Source organism: Mesorhizobium sp. M0045, from assembly GCF_040323385.1.
GTDB lineage: Bacteria > Pseudomonadota > Alphaproteobacteria > Rhizobiales > Rhizobiaceae > Mesorhizobium.
Window position 1 is genome coordinate 1 of record NZ_JAMYUY010000006.1, and the last position, 15524, is coordinate 15524.

At 57.7% G+C, this 15524-nt stretch carries 15 protein-coding genes and 1 tRNA gene; 9 read left to right on the forward strand and 7 right to left on the reverse strand.

Translation table 11 applies throughout. The annotated features are described in order from the left end of the window. On the reverse strand, nt 1–988 hold a 988-nt coding region (locus tag NKJ72_RS11335; protein ID WP_352477111.1), incomplete at its 3' end, for a DUF4350 domain-containing protein. Continuing rightward, complete coding sequence (locus NKJ72_RS11340; protein ID WP_352477113.1) at nt 985–1611, reverse strand: DUF4129 domain-containing protein; 627 nt, start codon at nt 1609–1611, stop codon at nt 985–987. The genes NKJ72_RS11340 and NKJ72_RS11335, both read right to left, overlap by 4 nt. Before the next feature lie 149 nt (nt 1612–1760). Here NKJ72_RS11340 and NKJ72_RS11345 point away from each other — a divergent pair, with 149 nt between their 5' ends. Beyond that, a complete protein-coding gene (locus NKJ72_RS11345; RefSeq protein ID WP_352477114.1) occupies nt 1761–2543 on the forward strand; it encodes a hypothetical protein in 783 nt (260 codons plus the stop codon). 67 nt (nt 2544–2610) lie between these two features. On the opposite strand, the gene NKJ72_RS11350 is transcribed toward NKJ72_RS11345, so the two are convergent. Continuing rightward, nucleotides 2611–2778, reverse strand: a complete 168-nt coding sequence (locus NKJ72_RS11350) for a hypothetical protein (protein WP_352477115.1) — start codon at nt 2776–2778, stop codon at nt 2611–2613. Beyond that, nucleotides 2775–3074: an N-formylglutamate amidohydrolase gene (locus NKJ72_RS11355; RefSeq protein ID WP_352477116.1), complete on the reverse strand. Its 300-nt coding sequence runs from the start codon at nt 3072–3074 to the stop codon at nt 2775–2777. The genes NKJ72_RS11350 and NKJ72_RS11355 overlap by 4 nt, the downstream gene beginning before the upstream one ends. A 56-nt stretch (nt 3075–3130) precedes the next feature. Between NKJ72_RS11355 and NKJ72_RS30960 the strand changes: the two genes are divergently transcribed. From NKJ72_RS30960 to NKJ72_RS11385, 6 genes are all read left to right on the forward strand, one after another. Continuing rightward, nucleotides 3131–3343 (forward strand): hypothetical protein, encoded by a 213-nt coding sequence (locus tag NKJ72_RS30960; RefSeq protein WP_352899811.1) that lies wholly within the window; start codon nt 3131–3133, stop codon nt 3341–3343. Between the two features lie 159 nt (nt 3344–3502). Next, complete coding sequence (locus tag NKJ72_RS11365) at nt 3503–4225, forward strand: LuxR family transcriptional regulator (RefSeq protein ID WP_352477117.1); 723 nt, start codon at nt 3503–3505, stop codon at nt 4223–4225. Between the two features lie 83 nt (nt 4226–4308). Next, nucleotides 4309–4968 (forward strand): acyl-homoserine-lactone synthase, encoded by a 660-nt coding sequence (locus tag NKJ72_RS11370; protein ID WP_352477118.1) that lies wholly within the window; start codon nt 4309–4311, stop codon nt 4966–4968. 297 nt (nt 4969–5265) lie between these two features. Further along, entirely contained in the window at nt 5266–6435 is a 1170-nt protein-coding gene (locus NKJ72_RS11375; RefSeq protein WP_352477120.1) for a hypothetical protein, read from the forward strand. A 1548-nt stretch (nt 6436–7983) separates the two neighbouring features. Beyond that, a complete protein-coding gene (locus tag NKJ72_RS11380; RefSeq protein ID WP_352477122.1) occupies nt 7984–8667 on the forward strand; it encodes a hypothetical protein in 684 nt (227 codons plus the stop codon). Between the two features lie 400 nt (nt 8668–9067). Then, nucleotides 9068–9499: a YybH family protein gene (locus NKJ72_RS11385; protein WP_352477123.1), complete on the forward strand. Its 432-nt coding sequence runs from the start codon at nt 9068–9070 to the stop codon at nt 9497–9499. Between the two features lie 344 nt (nt 9500–9843). Here NKJ72_RS11385 and NKJ72_RS11390 read toward each other — a convergent pair whose 3' ends face one another. From NKJ72_RS11390 to NKJ72_RS11400, 3 genes are all read right to left on the reverse strand, one after another. Then, a complete protein-coding gene (locus NKJ72_RS11390) occupies nt 9844–11475 on the reverse strand; it encodes an RNA-directed DNA polymerase (protein ID WP_352477124.1) in 1632 nt (543 codons plus the stop codon). A gap of 230 nt (nt 11476–11705) precedes the next feature. Beyond that, nucleotides 11706–11779: transfer RNA gene (locus tag NKJ72_RS11395), tRNA-Gln, on the reverse strand. Nucleotides 11780–11898: 119 nt separating this feature from the next. Continuing rightward, entirely contained in the window at nt 11899–12831 is a 933-nt protein-coding gene (locus tag NKJ72_RS11400) for a lysylphosphatidylglycerol synthase domain-containing protein (RefSeq protein ID WP_352477125.1), read from the reverse strand. A gap of 328 nt (nt 12832–13159) precedes the next feature. Here NKJ72_RS11400 and NKJ72_RS11405 point away from each other — a divergent pair, with 328 nt between their 5' ends. Together NKJ72_RS11405 and NKJ72_RS11410 are read left to right on the forward strand one after the other, a co-directional pair. Then, complete coding sequence (locus tag NKJ72_RS11405) at nt 13160–14590, forward strand: Ppx/GppA phosphatase family protein (protein WP_352477126.1); 1431 nt, start codon at nt 13160–13162, stop codon at nt 14588–14590. Between the two features lie 58 nt (nt 14591–14648). Continuing rightward, nucleotides 14649–15359, forward strand: a complete 711-nt coding sequence (locus tag NKJ72_RS11410) for an RlmE family RNA methyltransferase (protein WP_352477127.1) — start codon at nt 14649–14651, stop codon at nt 15357–15359. The last annotated feature ends 165 nt before the right edge of the window (nt 15360–15524 follow it).

Genomic DNA, 15524 nt, shown 5'->3' on the forward strand with positions numbered 1-15524 from the left:
CGGTGGCGTTTTTTATAGCTACAGGCACAAGCCGCCCCCCCGCACGACATTCTCGAAACGCCGTTGCAGCTACTGGGGCCGGCTGCGGTAGGCTGAGGGCGGGGGGTTGTATACGCGGCGGGCCGAACCGGCCAAGGCCATGCAGGAACGCCAGGGCTGCCGCGATCAGGATCGTCAGTGTCAGCGCCAGGAACGGCGGCTCGACCAGAAGCTTGGCCAGATCATACTTCCGCCCCGCGCCGTGCAGCGTCAGATCGAACATCACGGGGCCGTCGTCGGGCTGGAGCAAGGCAATCAGCCCGAGCGCGGCTGCTGCCTTCTCGGGGTCCTTGAGGGCGGCGTTGTTGATCAGGTCGGGGTCGGTCAGGATATAGAACGGCTTGTCGTCCAGTTCGGTAAGCACAGCCTTGTCATTGCCGGCTGCGATGAGAGGGTACTTGTCGGCCACCCACTGCAATTCTTCGGGTGCGGCAACCATGTTGCCTTCGATGTCGAGTTGCTTTGCCGTGCTCTGGCCGGCACCGATCTTCGCATCGGCGATGCGGCCAAGCCATTCGTTCACCACCGAACCGGGCAATCGCCCGAATTTCATGTTCCAGCCTTCATGCCCCTGCAGCGGCAGGATCTGCCATTTGGGCAGCACGAAGAGCGTGTTCTGGTCCCGGCGAAGGTTGAGGATGTGGTCGAGCGCCTCCGGATCGCTGTCGGGCGAAATGGTGACGATCAGCAGCATGTCGGTGCCGAGATCGTCTTCGGTCCGCGCTATCAAGGGCGCTTCGCCGGTGAGCCGCAGCCATTCCGCCAGGCCGGCGTAGCCGACGCCGCTTTTCGACAGCGGCGTGGCGCCGCCATTGCCGGGTTGCCGGAAATCGGGGGCATAGGTGGACAGCAGGAAGAAACCGCCTGCCGCAAGCAGGCTGGCGAAAATCCCCCAAAACAGTGTCTTTCGATTGAACGGCTCCTGTGCCTCGACTGCCGGCGCGCTCACGTCCAGGCATCCCGGAAGGCGAAACGTTCATAGGCGCCGCGTGCTTGCCGCCAGCCTTCCGCGCCAACCGGCCGGCGCGCGAACAGCGCCGCCTCGACGATGCGGGCGATCTCGGTAAACGCATGGCGTGCCCTTCCCGGCAGGGAAGGGGCATTGGCGATGTCGCGCGCGGTGAGCGACGGGCGCAGGAAGTCCGGCAGCCGGCCGGCAATATCGGCGACGCTGCGCCGAAGCAAAAGGTGAACCGCCTCGTCATAGTCGCCGCGTGCGGCCAACGCATCCGCTTGCAACAACAGGATCTGCGCGGCGCCGGCGTCGGGGCGCCAGGCTTCTTTGTCTTCGACTTCGGGCCGCGCGCGCTGCCACGGCAGCCGCCAGGCGATGCCTTTCACCTCGAGGAAGACCAAAAGCAGGATGATTGCGACGCCCGATATCACCGCCCCCCAGAACAGATAGATCATGTAGGGACCGAGCCACGACAAAAAATCCTGCAGCGGTTTCAGCCACTCGGGCGGCTTCGGCGGCACATATGCCGGCAGGTCGAACTGGATCGACTCATCGGCGATCAGCTGCTTGTGCAGATTGGTCAGCCGTTCGGCTTCCGCTGTGCCTGGCTGTGCCACCGCCACCCGCTCCCCTGCAACCTGTGGTTCCCAGCCGACACTGACAATGCAGCACAAGAATTGCAAGTGGGCTGGACGGCGACCGTCAATCTTGGCAGAATTACTGTTAGGGCGCTGTGATACTGTTACGGCGAAACACGGGGGAAATCATGGCTTCAACGACACTGGAACGGCCTGAGAAATTCGAGATCGGCAGGGTGTTCAACAACAGCTTCGCCGTGATCGGCCGCAACATCGGCTTGTGCGTTGGGCTCGCGCTCCTGTTTTCAGGCTTGCCGGCGATTATTCTTCGGCTGTGGAGTCAACCGCAAATAGATGCGGTTCTGCATGGCGACCCCGGCGCCGCGGCCGATCCCTCTATGATGTTTCAGAATTCATGGATTACGGTTATTACGGGATTGCTATCGTTCGTTTTCGCGCTGCTGCTCCAGTCGGCGCTAGTGCGGGCGACTATCGAGGACTTGAATGGCAAGCGGCCGACGTTTGGCGACTGCATTCAGATAGCCATCCGCAATTTGCTGCCGACCCTTGGTATTGGCCTGCTCGTCGCCCTGGGTGTGGGCCTGGCGTCGATAGCCTTGCTGGTTCCCGGCATCATCTTATGGCTCGGATGGTGCGTGGCGGTGCCGGTTCTGATCCAGGAGCGGCTTGGCGTGTTCGGTTCGATGTCGCGCAGCCGTGTGCTGACCAAGGGCAACCGCTGGCCGCTATTTGGCCTGTTCTTGATCCTGATGGTCATCGCAATGGTCATCCAGTGGGTAATGCTTGCAGTCATCGTCATGTTGGGTGGGATCATTGCAGATGTGTTGGCAGCCTTGGTGTCGACCGTACTGTCGATGGTGCTGTCGGTGGCCACGGCGGTCAGCTATGTCGAGCTGCGTCAGGTCAAGGAAGGCACCAGCGTCGAAGAACTGTCGCAAATCTTCTCGTAGCGATCGTTCGCTCCGGCTTTTCACCGACGGCTCGGCTCTCGCGTTGCGCTCGAGCAGCCGAGCTTGTTCACAAAGCCTTTGTCTGCGCCGGTAACGCTGTGGCCAGCCGCTTCGCCCATTCCTCGATGCCGGAGCGGCCCGCCAGCAGGTCCTGCCTGATCTCGATTAGGACGGCGGGAATGCCGGGATCGTCGCCATGGACCGGTATGGCGTAGTCGCCGTCGCGGCTGATCACGTAGGGCTCGTTCGCGCGACATTGAGCGCAATGTCGGCGCGCAGGCCGGCAAGCGCTGCCTGGCCGAACTCGATTGCGTGGTCGTAAAGCACGCCGGCGTGCCAGGGCCTGCCAACACCGAGGAAGACCGGCGTGAAGGAGTGGATCGTCGCGATCCGCGTCGCTCTGCCCTGCTTCGCCCGGTCGTCGAGATGGGCGGCCACGCGGTCATGAAACGGCGCGAACATGATTTCGGCACGCCGGCTTCGTTCCTCCGGATCGAGGCCGACATTGCCGGGGATGTCCTCCGATTGCACCGGAATGCTGCCGCTGGAACCAAGCGGCCGTCCTCTGTCAGGCGCTGGATGATGGTGTGGATCATCTCGATGCCATTGGCCCGCGCCGCCGCCAGCAGGCGCTCCTGGTTGGGGGTCGTCTGCGACGCCGTCTGCCGGTAGAAATAGTGGTCTGGACCGCGCTCCGGATGCGCCGGATCGGCGCCGGGCTCGAGCCAGACCCGCTGCATGTCGACCAAGAGCAGCGCGGTTTCGCCGGCCCGGAACGGCTCGTTTCGTTTCGGCAGTGATGGCGGTCATGCTTGGTCCTGTGTTGCTTATCACAATCCGGCTGATTTAGCTGATTTTGGTCCGCGCGTCCTGCGTGGCGGACATACTTATTGGGAGTATTCGAAGTCGCTAATTTGAGTTAAACTTTGTTTTCGGGCGTGGAGACGGGGGTCTCTGTCATGATCGATTCAGACGTGTTCGACTTTGTCGAACGCTGCAGGAACCATACAGCCACCGGGCCGCTGCTGAGCGACCTTCTTGATACCGTGAGGAATCTCGGCTTCGAACATCTTATCCTGAGCGGTGTGCCGCTCAGTGGCCAGAAACTTGCGCCGATGGTCGAACTGAATGGCTGGCCGGCCGGCTGGTTCGAACGCTATGTCGAGGCCGAGCACGCCGCCGTCGATGGTGTTTGCATCTACTCGGCAAAAACCCTGAAGCCGTTCCTTTGGTCCGAAGTTCCGGCAAAGTGGTCAGATACGGAAGGTTCTCGCCGCGTCGCCGGCGAGGCGACGGAGTTCGGCATTTGTAGCGGCTTCGCCGTGCCGATGCTCAGCATTCACCATTGGCAATCCGTGCTGTCGTTTGCCTCTTCCGCGAAGTCCTGCACCCTCTCGCCGCGCCATCAAGTGCAACTGGTGACCATGGCGGTTTATGCCGGCATGTCGATCCAGGCGTTGTCGAATGACGGTGACAACGATGAAGGCTTGCTGACCGACCGCGAAAAAGAGGTGCTGTTGTGGGCCGCGGCCGGCAAGACCTCGTCGGAAACATCCCAAATCCTTGGTCTGACCGAGCGAACGGTCAAATGGCACTCCACCCGGGCCAGGGAAGCGTTTGGCGTCGCCACGACCACGCAGGCGGTCGTCGAGGCGGTGCGCCGGCGCCTGATCCATCCCTGAACGCGTCAACTGTCCCATCGGACAGGTGACGTATATTAGCGCGACTGCGAGTATCCCTTTGAGAACGGTCGGGGGATCGCGCCATGATAACGGCCCACGTAGTCAATGCGCATAACAAGCATCTCTACGAAAACGAATTCGACGAATTTCTGCGCCGGCGGCACGACTTCTTCGTGCACCAGAAACATTGGCGCCCTCCAAGCCCGGATGGTCGCGAGCTAGACCAGTTCGATACGGATGCGGCGACGTATCTGCTCGGTATTGAAGATGGTCGCGTGGTGACCTCGGCTCGATTGATCCCAACGAGCGAGCCGCACATGGTCTCGGAGGTTTTTTCTCATATGTGCGAAAGATCGGGCGTCCCGCGGCGTCCGGATTGGGCCGAATGGACCCGCACATTCGTCGTTCCCGACAAGCGAACTGCCGGACTGAGGGGAACGCTGACGCAACTGTGCTGCGCGGTGATGGAATACGCTCTAGACGAGGGCCTCAGCGCCGTCGGCGGCGTCCAGGAAACCTACTTCATGCCCCACCATGGCGCGCTCAAATGGCGGGCCGAGCCGATGGGCATGGCCAGGGAAGAAAACGGCGAATGGTACATCGTCGCGTACATCGAAGTGAACGAGGCGGCGCTGGCGAGTGTTCGGAGGATACTTGGGATTGAGCATTCGTTGCTGGTGAGGCGCGGTCCGCAACTGCCTCTCTTGGGCAGGAAAAGAAGTCTGTGGCAGACTACTTCGTAATAACTCGAAACGAACAGTGGTCGCCGAGGAGAAATACAGGCTTCCAACAGGTGAGGACAAATTTCTGGCGCCAATGACCACCAGGCTCACTGAGCAAGACAGCTACACTATTACTTTGACCCGGTAAAAAGAATCTGGGGATTGACGCAAAGTCAAATAATAGATACAGTGCGTTCACTACCTAAGCTAAACAGGCCAATATATCGTTTTTTTGTTAGCTTGCTCGCAAGTTGAACTTTGTGAGCGATAAGTATTAATCATCTACCTTTCAGTTCCCAGGAGAGTTGGACAGGAACAATGCCTGTGCTGCAGATAGAATCAAAGTTGAAGCCTTTTCTGCAGAGAAAACTCACGTTGAAGCGCAATATTCTCGCTTGTGCGTTGACGCTATTGGCATGCGCGACCACTTCATCGTCAACGGGAACTGAAGTGGCATTTATCGGACGTAACTTTACTCAAAGAACCGCAGTGGGACTTGAGTTTCCTAGCAATGACTACAAGATCTGTCGCACAAATGCAGCCGCAGACCTGAAGAAGATTTTCTTCTGCACCAAAAAGGAATGGCTGCGTATCACGAATAAGATATCGGAACAGGCAAACGTATACGTAGCAAAACTTTCGGATATTAAGTATACTATAGACTCAAAAAGGGAATTTCTTGAGGGTATAGTTCCAAAATACTATTTGTCTGATGTTGATTACGGAATGCGTGGCTATGTAGCTGATTTATTCGACTCTCAATCGGTAGCTAGCGAGACGATGTTTCAGAAGTACACCTTAGAGGCATCCTTCTACAAAGACGACGGCTCTTTTGAATGGGAAATATTCGACTACGCGACCGAAACAATTAATAGATCGCTTGTGACGCTGGAAGATCTCCAGAATAAATTAAAGAAATACGCCTATATCTCAGATAGATACGCATCTCTGATAAATAAAATTGGATTTCCGAAGAAGATTATACTGAATTTTTCACCATCACCAACATACGAATATACCCAGATGAGAAAGGTCGTGAGTGGCGAAGCAAGCCTGAAATTGGATGTTAAGCAAAAGCTTGTTGGCGTCAGGGAATATTTGATAACCGGGATATCTGTGGCCGTTTCTGCAGACAACCCTACGCCTTTAAGACTAACATTGGCAGTCGGCAAGAAGGGCGGAGCAACGATCGGCGGGCCGATTGGTATTGATATTGTACCAAATAGGGTCGGAGGCACTTTTTCACGATATACCAGCAAGGAGTGGAACGATAAGCGATATAAGTACCTCAATCTGCTGTTTCAATCGGTAGACGAGCGAGTTCTTCGGAGAATAAATTCGCGGCAATGGGACGGAATTGTACAGTTACGGGTCGACTTCAAGAGCGTTAATCCTGATCTTGATCCTGGAGAAAGAATGGAAATACATGACATAAGGGTTCACAGGATCGTATTGCAGGTCGAATACATACCCTTGTCTGGTCAGTGAACTGCACTACCTTGGAGGAGGAACAAATGGCTAATATTCTAACTGATTTTGATACGATGTGGCAAAACCTTGTGGCCCCCCATCTCGATGCGGGTGTTGTTGCTGTCGCGAACGGAGAGACTATCGCGGCACCGATACGGGCTGAAACGGTTGAACTGTCAGGCAAAATAGATGTCTCCCACAACCGAGCGACGAGCCTGATGAATGCGAGTGGGCTGATTATTTGCGGAGAACTGATTGTCAAAGAGCGCACAGTGTTGCGAGGATTAGGACCGGTTCATATATTTGCGCGCAGAGTAACCGGGCCGCTACTTGAGATCAATGTATCCGGAGAGGATGGGCCGGATGGCCAAATTGGAGTGGCCGGCGCCGAAGGAACCGCTGGAAGAAACGGAAGCGGAGGAGCAAATGGCAGGGATGCGGACCTTACTAGTGGGTCGTCGAGCGGAGGTTCGGGGGGGGCTGGTGGGTCAGGAGGCGGCGGTGGCAATGGATCACAAGGTGGGGATGGTGAGTCTGGCACCGATGGCAAACAGGTCGAGCTGTATGCATCTCGATATGCGAGCTATACGGGCGTAGTAATTAATGCTCGTGGTGGTCGCGGAGGGCACGGCGGGCTCGGTGGCAACGGAGGAAATGGAGGAAGCGCAGGCAATGGAGGCGGGGGCGGAAATGGTGGGGACGCGTATGGATTTAATGACGCTTCGCGCGGCGGCGACGGAGGCTCGGGCGGCAACGGCGGCAACGGCGGCAACGGTGGCAGCGGTGGTAGCGGTGCAAATGGCGGACACGGAGGTAGCGTCGTAATTTACAATGTCGAAGATGGACCTGGATACATTTCTGCGGCCGTCGATGGAGGTCCCGGGGGGCCGGGGGGAAATCCTGGAGGAAGTGGCGGCGGCGGTGGCGCGGGACAAGGAGCTCCTGGGGGTAGAGGCGGCGATGGGGGGGTGTGGCACGACGACGATCCCTATGGTGGAGGCGGGGTTCCAGGCCGGAATGGGCTTCCGGGACAGCCGGGCGCAGTCATCGGGGCCCAAGGGCTAGATGGTCAAAAGGGTACTATTGCCTATAAAGATGTGGGTCAGATAGATGTCGTGACTTTTGCAAATTCGATAGCCCGTTTCCTCCCCGGGGACGCTCTGATATCTGCTCTGCGTGATGAGGGAGTTCTGCTCTTCGAGTTAGGGAAGCGTCCGCGTCGAGGTTCCTAGGAGTGGGCCTGGCGACCGCTTGGATGCGGTCAAATGACCCCCATGCCTCTACCAACGATTCGCAGCCCGGCTTTATCGCATGAGGAGCTTGCTGCTGGTCGACGCCCGTGGCCCGTCGGGCAGCCGAGCGTGTGGCGTCCTGCACATGTGCTGCGCGCCCCGGGCTCATAACTGCTCGGCGACAGCTCGATTCGAGGTCAACTGCACATTGCGCGACGGGGGCAAGGACTATCCTCAAGACAAGCTGAGAACTAGATGTTATGGGGAATTCTTCTCGATACAATCCCACAGATGTGCAAAGTAACGCCGTGAATAATTATGGGAGGAGGAAAGAATGGCAAAAGATGGAAGCATATCACTAGCAGAAGCGCTAACCTCACAGGGGCAATTCCGCTTGTATGGGATACCCGTTCGTGACTTTCCAGCGGAGGAAATATCAAATTATGTAAGCAAAAACCTTACGTCTTTTGCGCACGTCAAAGGGTATGGGTTAGGTGATTTTTGCAAACGTCTTCCCTTCCCAGTGCTTATGCTTGTGCCTGGGGCGGGACAGAAGCCTGATGTTAATGACAAATGCGCGATCCCTGATGAGCTTGTTTGGAACGTTTTGCCCAATGATCGAACCCTCGCTCTAACTAGCCATATCGGAGCGTTTACAGAAATACTTGACGACATTTCTACGCGAGGTGTCGATGGTAATGTTCAGCTGCTCAATCCCCGCATCGAAAATGGCAAGGCTTGCGTAGATGTGCGAATCTGGGCAAAGATCGAAATCTTAGGCGCAAAAGTCGAGTTCGACGAAAGATTTCCGGTATGCATTCCTTTGGAAGGCTGCCACACCGTCTGGTCTATAGGGTGGGCTGGGCTCGAGATTTGCTTTCGTGCACCAAAATCGCTTTGTGCAAAGCTTTGTGTGGGCAAGTGGGGCATAGAGAAATGCTGGGACTATTGTGTTGACCTGCCATTGCTCACCAGTACTTCGTCTACTTCAGGCGGCTGCGACTGCCACAAGACGTAAGTTTGATCGCTCCCGGAATTACGCGGAATTACGGTGACAGTGCACTAATTTCTTTTCGCCGCGCGCCTCGTTTTCCGGGTTCTCACCGCTTTTGCCAATTTGCTCGGCGATGCCAGCCCACGGGTGCATCGAAAACCGCGACATCGGCGACGCGGCAATGCTCGATGAGCAGGAACATATAGTCTTCGGACGTGAAAACACTTTGGCTCGCTCGTACGGTGCTGGGGGATGCGGCAGACCGGGAACGCCGGCAAGGTGCACCATGCGGCGGGGGCGACATGGTAAAAAGTGCACTCACCGTAATTCTGACCTATACTCCGGATACCAGCCCGAATGGCAGGGCGAAGGGCGGATGAAGCGATTGATAGAGTTCTCTTTGTAGTCATGTGGCGATGTTAAGATGTTAGCCTCCGACCTAACGAAATTTATCGAGCAGGATCATCTGGCTCTGGATGCCTTCGTAAAGGGCGATCCTGAGCCCTTGAAAAACCTCTACTCGCGACAGGACGACGTCATTATTGCCAATCCCTTTGGCCCGCCGGCGAAGGGATGGAGAAAGGCTGCTGAGACCATGGAACGGGCCGCCACCAATTACCGGCACGGCAAGGCCATCGGCTTTGAGCGCATCTCGGAGTATGCGACAGCCGACTTGGGATACATCATCGAGGTCGAGCGGTTCCAGTCCAAGGTCGGTGGTGGCAACAAGCTGGTGCCGATTGCGCTTCGAGTCACCACCATATTCCGGCGCGAGGAAGGCGCGTGGACGATCGTCCTTCGTCATGCCGATCCGATAACCTCGGCACGCCCGCCGACGTCCATTGTCGGGGAGTAGAAGGGTTGCCGGAGAGGTTTTAGGAATTGCGGTGACGGTGCACCATTTCTTTCGCCGCGTGCCTCGTTTTCCGGGTTCTCACGGCTTGCCGATTTGCCCGGCGATACTCTCGGCCCACGGGTGTATCGAAAAACCGCGACATCGATTCTGCCTTGGAGGAATTATCTCCACTGTTAGCTTCGGGCCGCGTCGCAAATGCCGATAAAGTGACACAGCGGCCACCAAGACGGCAAGTAGCAAGCTTCCTGCCCCGATGATTTCTCCCGGCTGCCACTGATGAGTATCCACTTTCCTGCCCTTACCAGATGCGCACCGGGAAGGCTCGGGAGGCCGTGAACTGAGTGTCAGTTACCGAAAATATCGCTTAAGTCCGGTCGATTTATTATTCCCGGCATTCCGAAAAATTCTTCAGACGCATCGTCTGAATCATCATCATAACCATACCGAGTTCGGCTTATTGCCCTACTTTCGTTCTGAATCTTGTTAGTGTGAAACTCGAAATCGATCAGCCTAATGTTTCGCTCGGCGAGGTGCGAGAATTCACTGGCAAAAAGGCCAGAGAAGCTTGCTTTCGAATATCCCTGGGATCGCGCCACAAGGTTTGTGAGCCAATTGGAATCGACCGAAGAAAGCGCGTTCCCCAATCCAAGTTTAGGTCTCCGTCTCAGATGCCCATCAACAAATGCCTGCACAACGAAAGCTCGAATATGGGAGTTTCTCGATGAGAGTAGTGCATCGACCATGTCGGCGTTTACGTCGATAGATAGCACGACCATAAGCCATAGCATCCAAAGAACTTCATGGTCATGGCTTAATGCCAATGCGCGTCTCACGATCGTCTCTGCGACACTTTTCCAGCCATCGACATCAACTTGCAGCTCAAGCGCATGACGCTTGGCAACCAGTAGACATACATAGTCAACGGCATGGGGATGTTTTTGGGCGATACGCTGCAAATTATGTTCAACGAACTCCCAATGCGGCGTGGAGTATATTTTCGCCTCGTCGAAAGAACGTAGCAATATCTTTATCGGGCTCTCCGAGGACAGATTTTTGCATGCATCAACCGCCTCTGCAATGGCGGCCTCAACATCATCGCGCGAAGTTCCATACCTACTGAGTTTTACGTTTCTTCTAAGGCGCTGCGCCCAAAGATCATTTATTGGTTCAAGGCTGGAATATATTCTAGTCTTCTGGTCATTTAAATTCAGTTCGTATGTAGCAAGCAGTTCGCGCAGAGTAGATAAAACAGATTCTGCATCATGCTCCGTTTTCAGACCGATGTAGTAGTCGTCAACGTGTCTAACAGCCCCGACGATCTTTTCGCCAACGAGGCTGGAGAGGTCGTAATCGATGCGAGACAATATGAATTCAGCGATCAATCGAAATGCGTCCGGACCTACTAATACACCTCGCGTATTTCCGCGTTGAGCATTTCGCACAAAAAAATCCAGCGCGTTGAAATAGTTGCTCTTAGAATCTCTGTCGGTATCTTCTTTTGAGGCATTTATACCGTGTGCTGCCCATGCTATGGAATGAGTATATAGACTCGGAAAACACTGTGCGATGTCGGCCTTCAGAATGAATGGGGCGTGCCGGATGTTTTTCGATGCGTGCTTTGACAATTCAGAAAGCGAGGGGACCTTGATTGTTCGCTCTTTGTCGTAAAGAATTTCCGGTCGTCCAATGGAATATTTAGATAATAGGAAGTTATTTTCAAAATGTTTCCAATTTCTCCAAATAAATGAAGAAGTGTGAAAATATGATATAATATTAGGTGTTCCGAAGAATCGCCTACTTCTGTCATGCTTTGTTCCATTGTAGCGAATATACTCCGTCTTCCGTTCATGAAACTTAGAAGCGTCAAGTGACGATACAATGCCATGAAATGCCCTTTTGGCATCAAGCGAGATGAAGCACGGTGGTAGTGTTTCTGGATAGAGCCCAGTGGTGATCAAATCAAAGCGGCTTTTCAAACCAATCCCCTCGCCACTGTGTTGGCTCAAAGCTTACGTAGCGTATCTTTCTCTCGCAATAGGAATACGGCAAAACGCGGTCAAGCTCAGAAATTTGCTCGCGGTTCGTTGGTTATGAAGGGACGTCTTTACCTTGCAGACCAAACGTCGCGTGTGGATCATCCGCAAAATGTAACACATGCCATTTCCGCGCCTTACCTAAACGTGTGTTTTTTCATAAGAAAGAGGCCTGGCTGGGGAACCTGGATTCGAACCAGGACTAACGGAGTCAGAGTCCGTGGGTCTACCGTTAACCTATTCCCCAGCAGGCGCGGCTGTTGAAAACCGCGCAGGGTGGGCCGCCAAGCAGCCGCGCGGCCCTTGTAGCCGCCGCCGGAAAAGAGTCAACCCTGTGTCTGGGTTCAATTGTCGGCTTCTGGCGCTTCAATTCTCGCTGCGGCTGTATTGCGAGTGCTCGAAATACAGCACCACGCCGAGCGCGATCAGCAGCGGGATGATCAGGTAGAACAGCCGGAACACCAGCAGCGCCGCCAGTACGCCGACCTGGTCCATATGCGACAAGCCCGCAAGGAACACCACCTCGAACACGCCGAGCCCGCCTGGCGCATGCGAGATCTGCGCGATCGAGAACGACACCAGGAAGACGCCGAGCACGACGAAATAGCCGGGATTACCGGCGGCGGGCAGGGCGAAGAAGATGATCGCCGCCGCCGCCAGCAGCTCGATCGGGCCGACCAGCAATTGCCGCGCCACGATCGGCAGCGCCGGATAATGCAGCTGAAAGCTGCCTATCCTCAGCGGCCTCAGATGCAGCCAGCTGCCGAAGACATAGGCCGCCACCACGAGCAGCATGGCAAGGCCGGCCGCCTGCGCCAGCCGGTGATGCGGCGTGCCGGAAAACCGGTCGATCACCTCAGGCTCGAGCAGCAGGACGATGCTTGAGACGAACAGTGTCGACAGCACGAAGGTGATCCAGCAGATCGCCACCAGAACGCCGACATCCTGGCCGGTCAGGCCCTTGGTGCCGTAGGCGCGGTAGCGGATCACCGCACCGGAAAACACCGAGCCGCCGATATTGTGCGACAGCGCGTAGGTGGTGAACGAGCAGAAGGTGACGAACAGCCACGACACTTTTTTGCCGATGTGCAAAAGCGCGAGGTGGTCGTAGCCGGCGAGCGAGGCATAGGCGACGACCGAGCTCAGCGCCGCGAGCACCCAGCCGCGCGCCGGGATGGCGACTATGCCGTCCCAGACATCGTCGAGCGAGATGCCGCGCAATTCGTGCAGCAACAGCCACAGCGAGAACACCACCGCGGCGACGCCGATGACGGGCCAGAAATAGCGGCTCCAGTTCATTGCCTGACGATCATGCGTTGCAGCCCGTACCCGTTATCCGGTTCGCAGCAGGAAAACCGCCCGCTATCCCGAATGGTTCATTTCAGAAATGCCTCATTGAAGCCGGCTATTCAACCGGGAAGGCGCGCTGTAGCGCTGGCGTCTTTCCTTCTCCCACAAGAAGGGGAGAAGGGATCCCCAACGTGGCCGCCCTTCATGCCGTCGGCAAAATTCGGCCCTTGCACTCTTGGTGATCCGGCCCGGCGCTGATAGTCTGGCCGCAACTTGAACATGTAAAAGCGCCTGCTGCGTCCGGTCTCCGGTTCGCGCGGCGCCGGAAGGAACGACAGTGGAAGACCACGAAGCCGGCGCTGGTGCGCCGGAAGTGGGCGTGTCCAGGGGTTCGCCGCCGCCATCCGGCCAGGCAAACCCAGCCGCCGGACGCTACGGCCGTCAGGTGCAGCCCCGGTCCGGCAATGGACAGGCTGGCGACACGCCCCACGATCACAAGGGTCAGAACGGCCCGCATCAGAACGGCAAACCCAAGAAGCGGCGCAAGCGGCGGCGCGGGCGCAAGGTTTTCGCACGCGACGAGGCTCGTCCGGTGATAACAGGCGCTTCGGTGCCCGCCGCCGGCGGGGCCCCGGCCGCTCGCCAGCCCCAGCCAGCGGCTTCGATCGCGCCCGAGTCCTCGATCGCGCAATCGGCTTCAATCGCGCAATTGCCTCCAGCCTTACTAAGGCCGGGGCAGGGTGCCCGTACGCCGCCACCGCTGCAGGAATTGCCGGTGTTTGCCGCGCTCGACCTCGGCACCAACAATTGCCGTCTGCTGGTCGCGGTGCCGACGCGCCATGGCCAGTTCCGCGTCATCGATGCGTTCTCGCGCATCGTCAGGCTGGGCGAGGGCCTTACCGCCAATGGCCGGCTTGGCGAGGCTGCAATGGACCGCGCGGTCGAGGCGCTGAAGATCTGCGGCGACAAATTGCGCAACCGCAAGGTCAGGAAGGCAAGGCTGATCGCCACCGAGGCCTGCCGCACCGCCGCCAACGGCGTCGAGTTCCTCGAACGCGTCGAGCGCGAGGCCGGCCTGAAGCTCGAAATCATCGACCGCCAGACCGAGGCGCGGCTGGCGGTGTCGGGCTGCGGCTCGCTGGTCGAGCGCGACACGCAAGGCGTCGTGCTGTTCGACATCGGCGGCGGCTCGTCCGAAATCGCGCTGATCGACCTTACCGGCCACCGCTCGCCAAGGCTCGCCAACCATATCGTCTCGTGGACGTCGCTGCCGGTCGGCGTCGTCTCGCTGGCCGAGCGTTTTGGCGGCCGCACGGTGACGCGCGAGATCTTTGGCGCCATGGTCGACGATGTCGCAATGCGGCTGCGCGGCTTCGACGGGCGCGACCGGCTGAGCCACCTCCTGTCCAGCCCGAAATTCCATCTGCTCGGCACCTCGGGAACGGTGACGACGCTTGCCGGCGTCCACCTCGATCTCGAACGTTACGACCGCCGCCGCGTCGACGGGTTGTGGATGGATCGCGACAGCGTCGACCGCATGGTCGAAAAGCTGGTCGGCTGGGACTTCCAGCAGCGCGTCGCCAATCCTTGCATCGGCGCCGACCGCGCCGACCTGGTTCTGGCCGGCTGCGCCATATTGGAGGCGATCCGCGCCGTCTGGCCGTCCGAACGGCTGCGTGTCGCCGACCGCGGCCTGCGCGAGGGCATACTGAGCGAGTTGATGGCCGATGACGGCGTCTGGCGCAACAGCGGGCGGGGCAGAGCATGATCCCGAAAAGTGGCTGCCGGTTTTCGGACAAGATCATGCTCAAACAAGTAATCAAGCAATGACCAAGAAACCGGAAAGACCGAGCTCCGCCGGCATTCGCGTGCTGAAGACGAAGATCAAGAAGAAAAGCGGCCTCAAGGAATCGTCGCGCCGCTGGCTGCAGCGCCATATCAACGATCCCTATGTTCAGCGTTCGAAGGCCGACGGCTATCGTTCGCGCGCCGCCTACAAGCTGATCGAGATCGACGACAAGCACCATCTGCTCAAGCCCGGCATGAAGGTGATCGACCTTGGTGCGGCACCCGGCGGCTGGTGCCAGGTCGCCGCCGCACGTACCAAATCTACCGCGGAACACCCGAATGTCGTCGGCATCGATTACCTGGAGATGGACGCGGTGCCGGGCGCACCGGTGCTGCTGATGGATTTCCTCGATCCGCAGGCGCCTGAGAAGCTGGCCGAGACGCTGGGCGGTCGGCCGGACATCGTGCTCTCCGACATGGCCGCACCCACCACCGGCCACAAGCGGACCGACCACATCCGCACCATGCATCTGTGCGAGGTGGCGGCCGATTTCGCGCTGTCGGTATTGAAGCCGGGCGGACATTTCCTCGCCAAGACATTTCAGGGCGGCGCCGAGAACGAATTGCTGGCGAGACTCAAGCGGAATTTCCGCTCGGTCCATCACGTCAAGCCGCCGGCCTCACGCGACGAATCGGTGGAGCTCTATCTCTTGGCGAAAGATTTTAAAGGCGGAAACGGCACGGCGTGAAAATCGCTCTGTAGCTGTCCTGCCGGACATCTCCCCCACGAGGGGGAGATTGGCAGCTTCGGCGCGCCGCCTAATCCTGCAACGCTGGAGATTGGTGAAAACCGACATCACGTCCATCTCCCCCCTCGTGGGGGAGATGGCCGGCAGGCCAGAGGGGGGCGCTGT

Excerpts from the sequence above, each read along its gene's own strand:
- NKJ72_RS11345 (WP_352477114.1), top strand. The coding sequence starts at position 1,761 with ATGGCTTCAACGACACTGGAACGGCCTGAGAAATTCGAGATCGGCAGG.
- NKJ72_RS11365 (WP_352477117.1), top strand. The coding sequence starts at position 3,503 with ATGATCGATTCAGACGTGTTCGACTTTGTCGAACGCTGCAGGAACCAT.
- NKJ72_RS11370 (WP_352477118.1), top strand. The coding sequence starts at position 4,309 with ATGATAACGGCCCACGTAGTCAATGCGCATAACAAGCATCTCTACGAA.
- NKJ72_RS11375 (WP_352477120.1), top strand. The coding sequence starts at position 5,266 with ATGCCTGTGCTGCAGATAGAATCAAAGTTGAAGCCTTTTCTGCAGAGA.
- NKJ72_RS11380 (WP_352477122.1), top strand. The coding sequence starts at position 7,984 with ATGGCAAAAGATGGAAGCATATCACTAGCAGAAGCGCTAACCTCACAG.
- NKJ72_RS11385 (WP_352477123.1), top strand. The coding sequence starts at position 9,068 with ATGTTAGCCTCCGACCTAACGAAATTTATCGAGCAGGATCATCTGGCT.
- NKJ72_RS11400 (WP_352477125.1), bottom strand. The coding sequence starts at position 12,831 with ATGAACTGGAGCCGCTATTTCTGGCCCGTCATCGGCGTCGCCGCGGTG.
- NKJ72_RS11410 (WP_352477127.1), top strand. The coding sequence starts at position 14,649 with ATGACCAAGAAACCGGAAAGACCGAGCTCCGCCGGCATTCGCGTGCTG.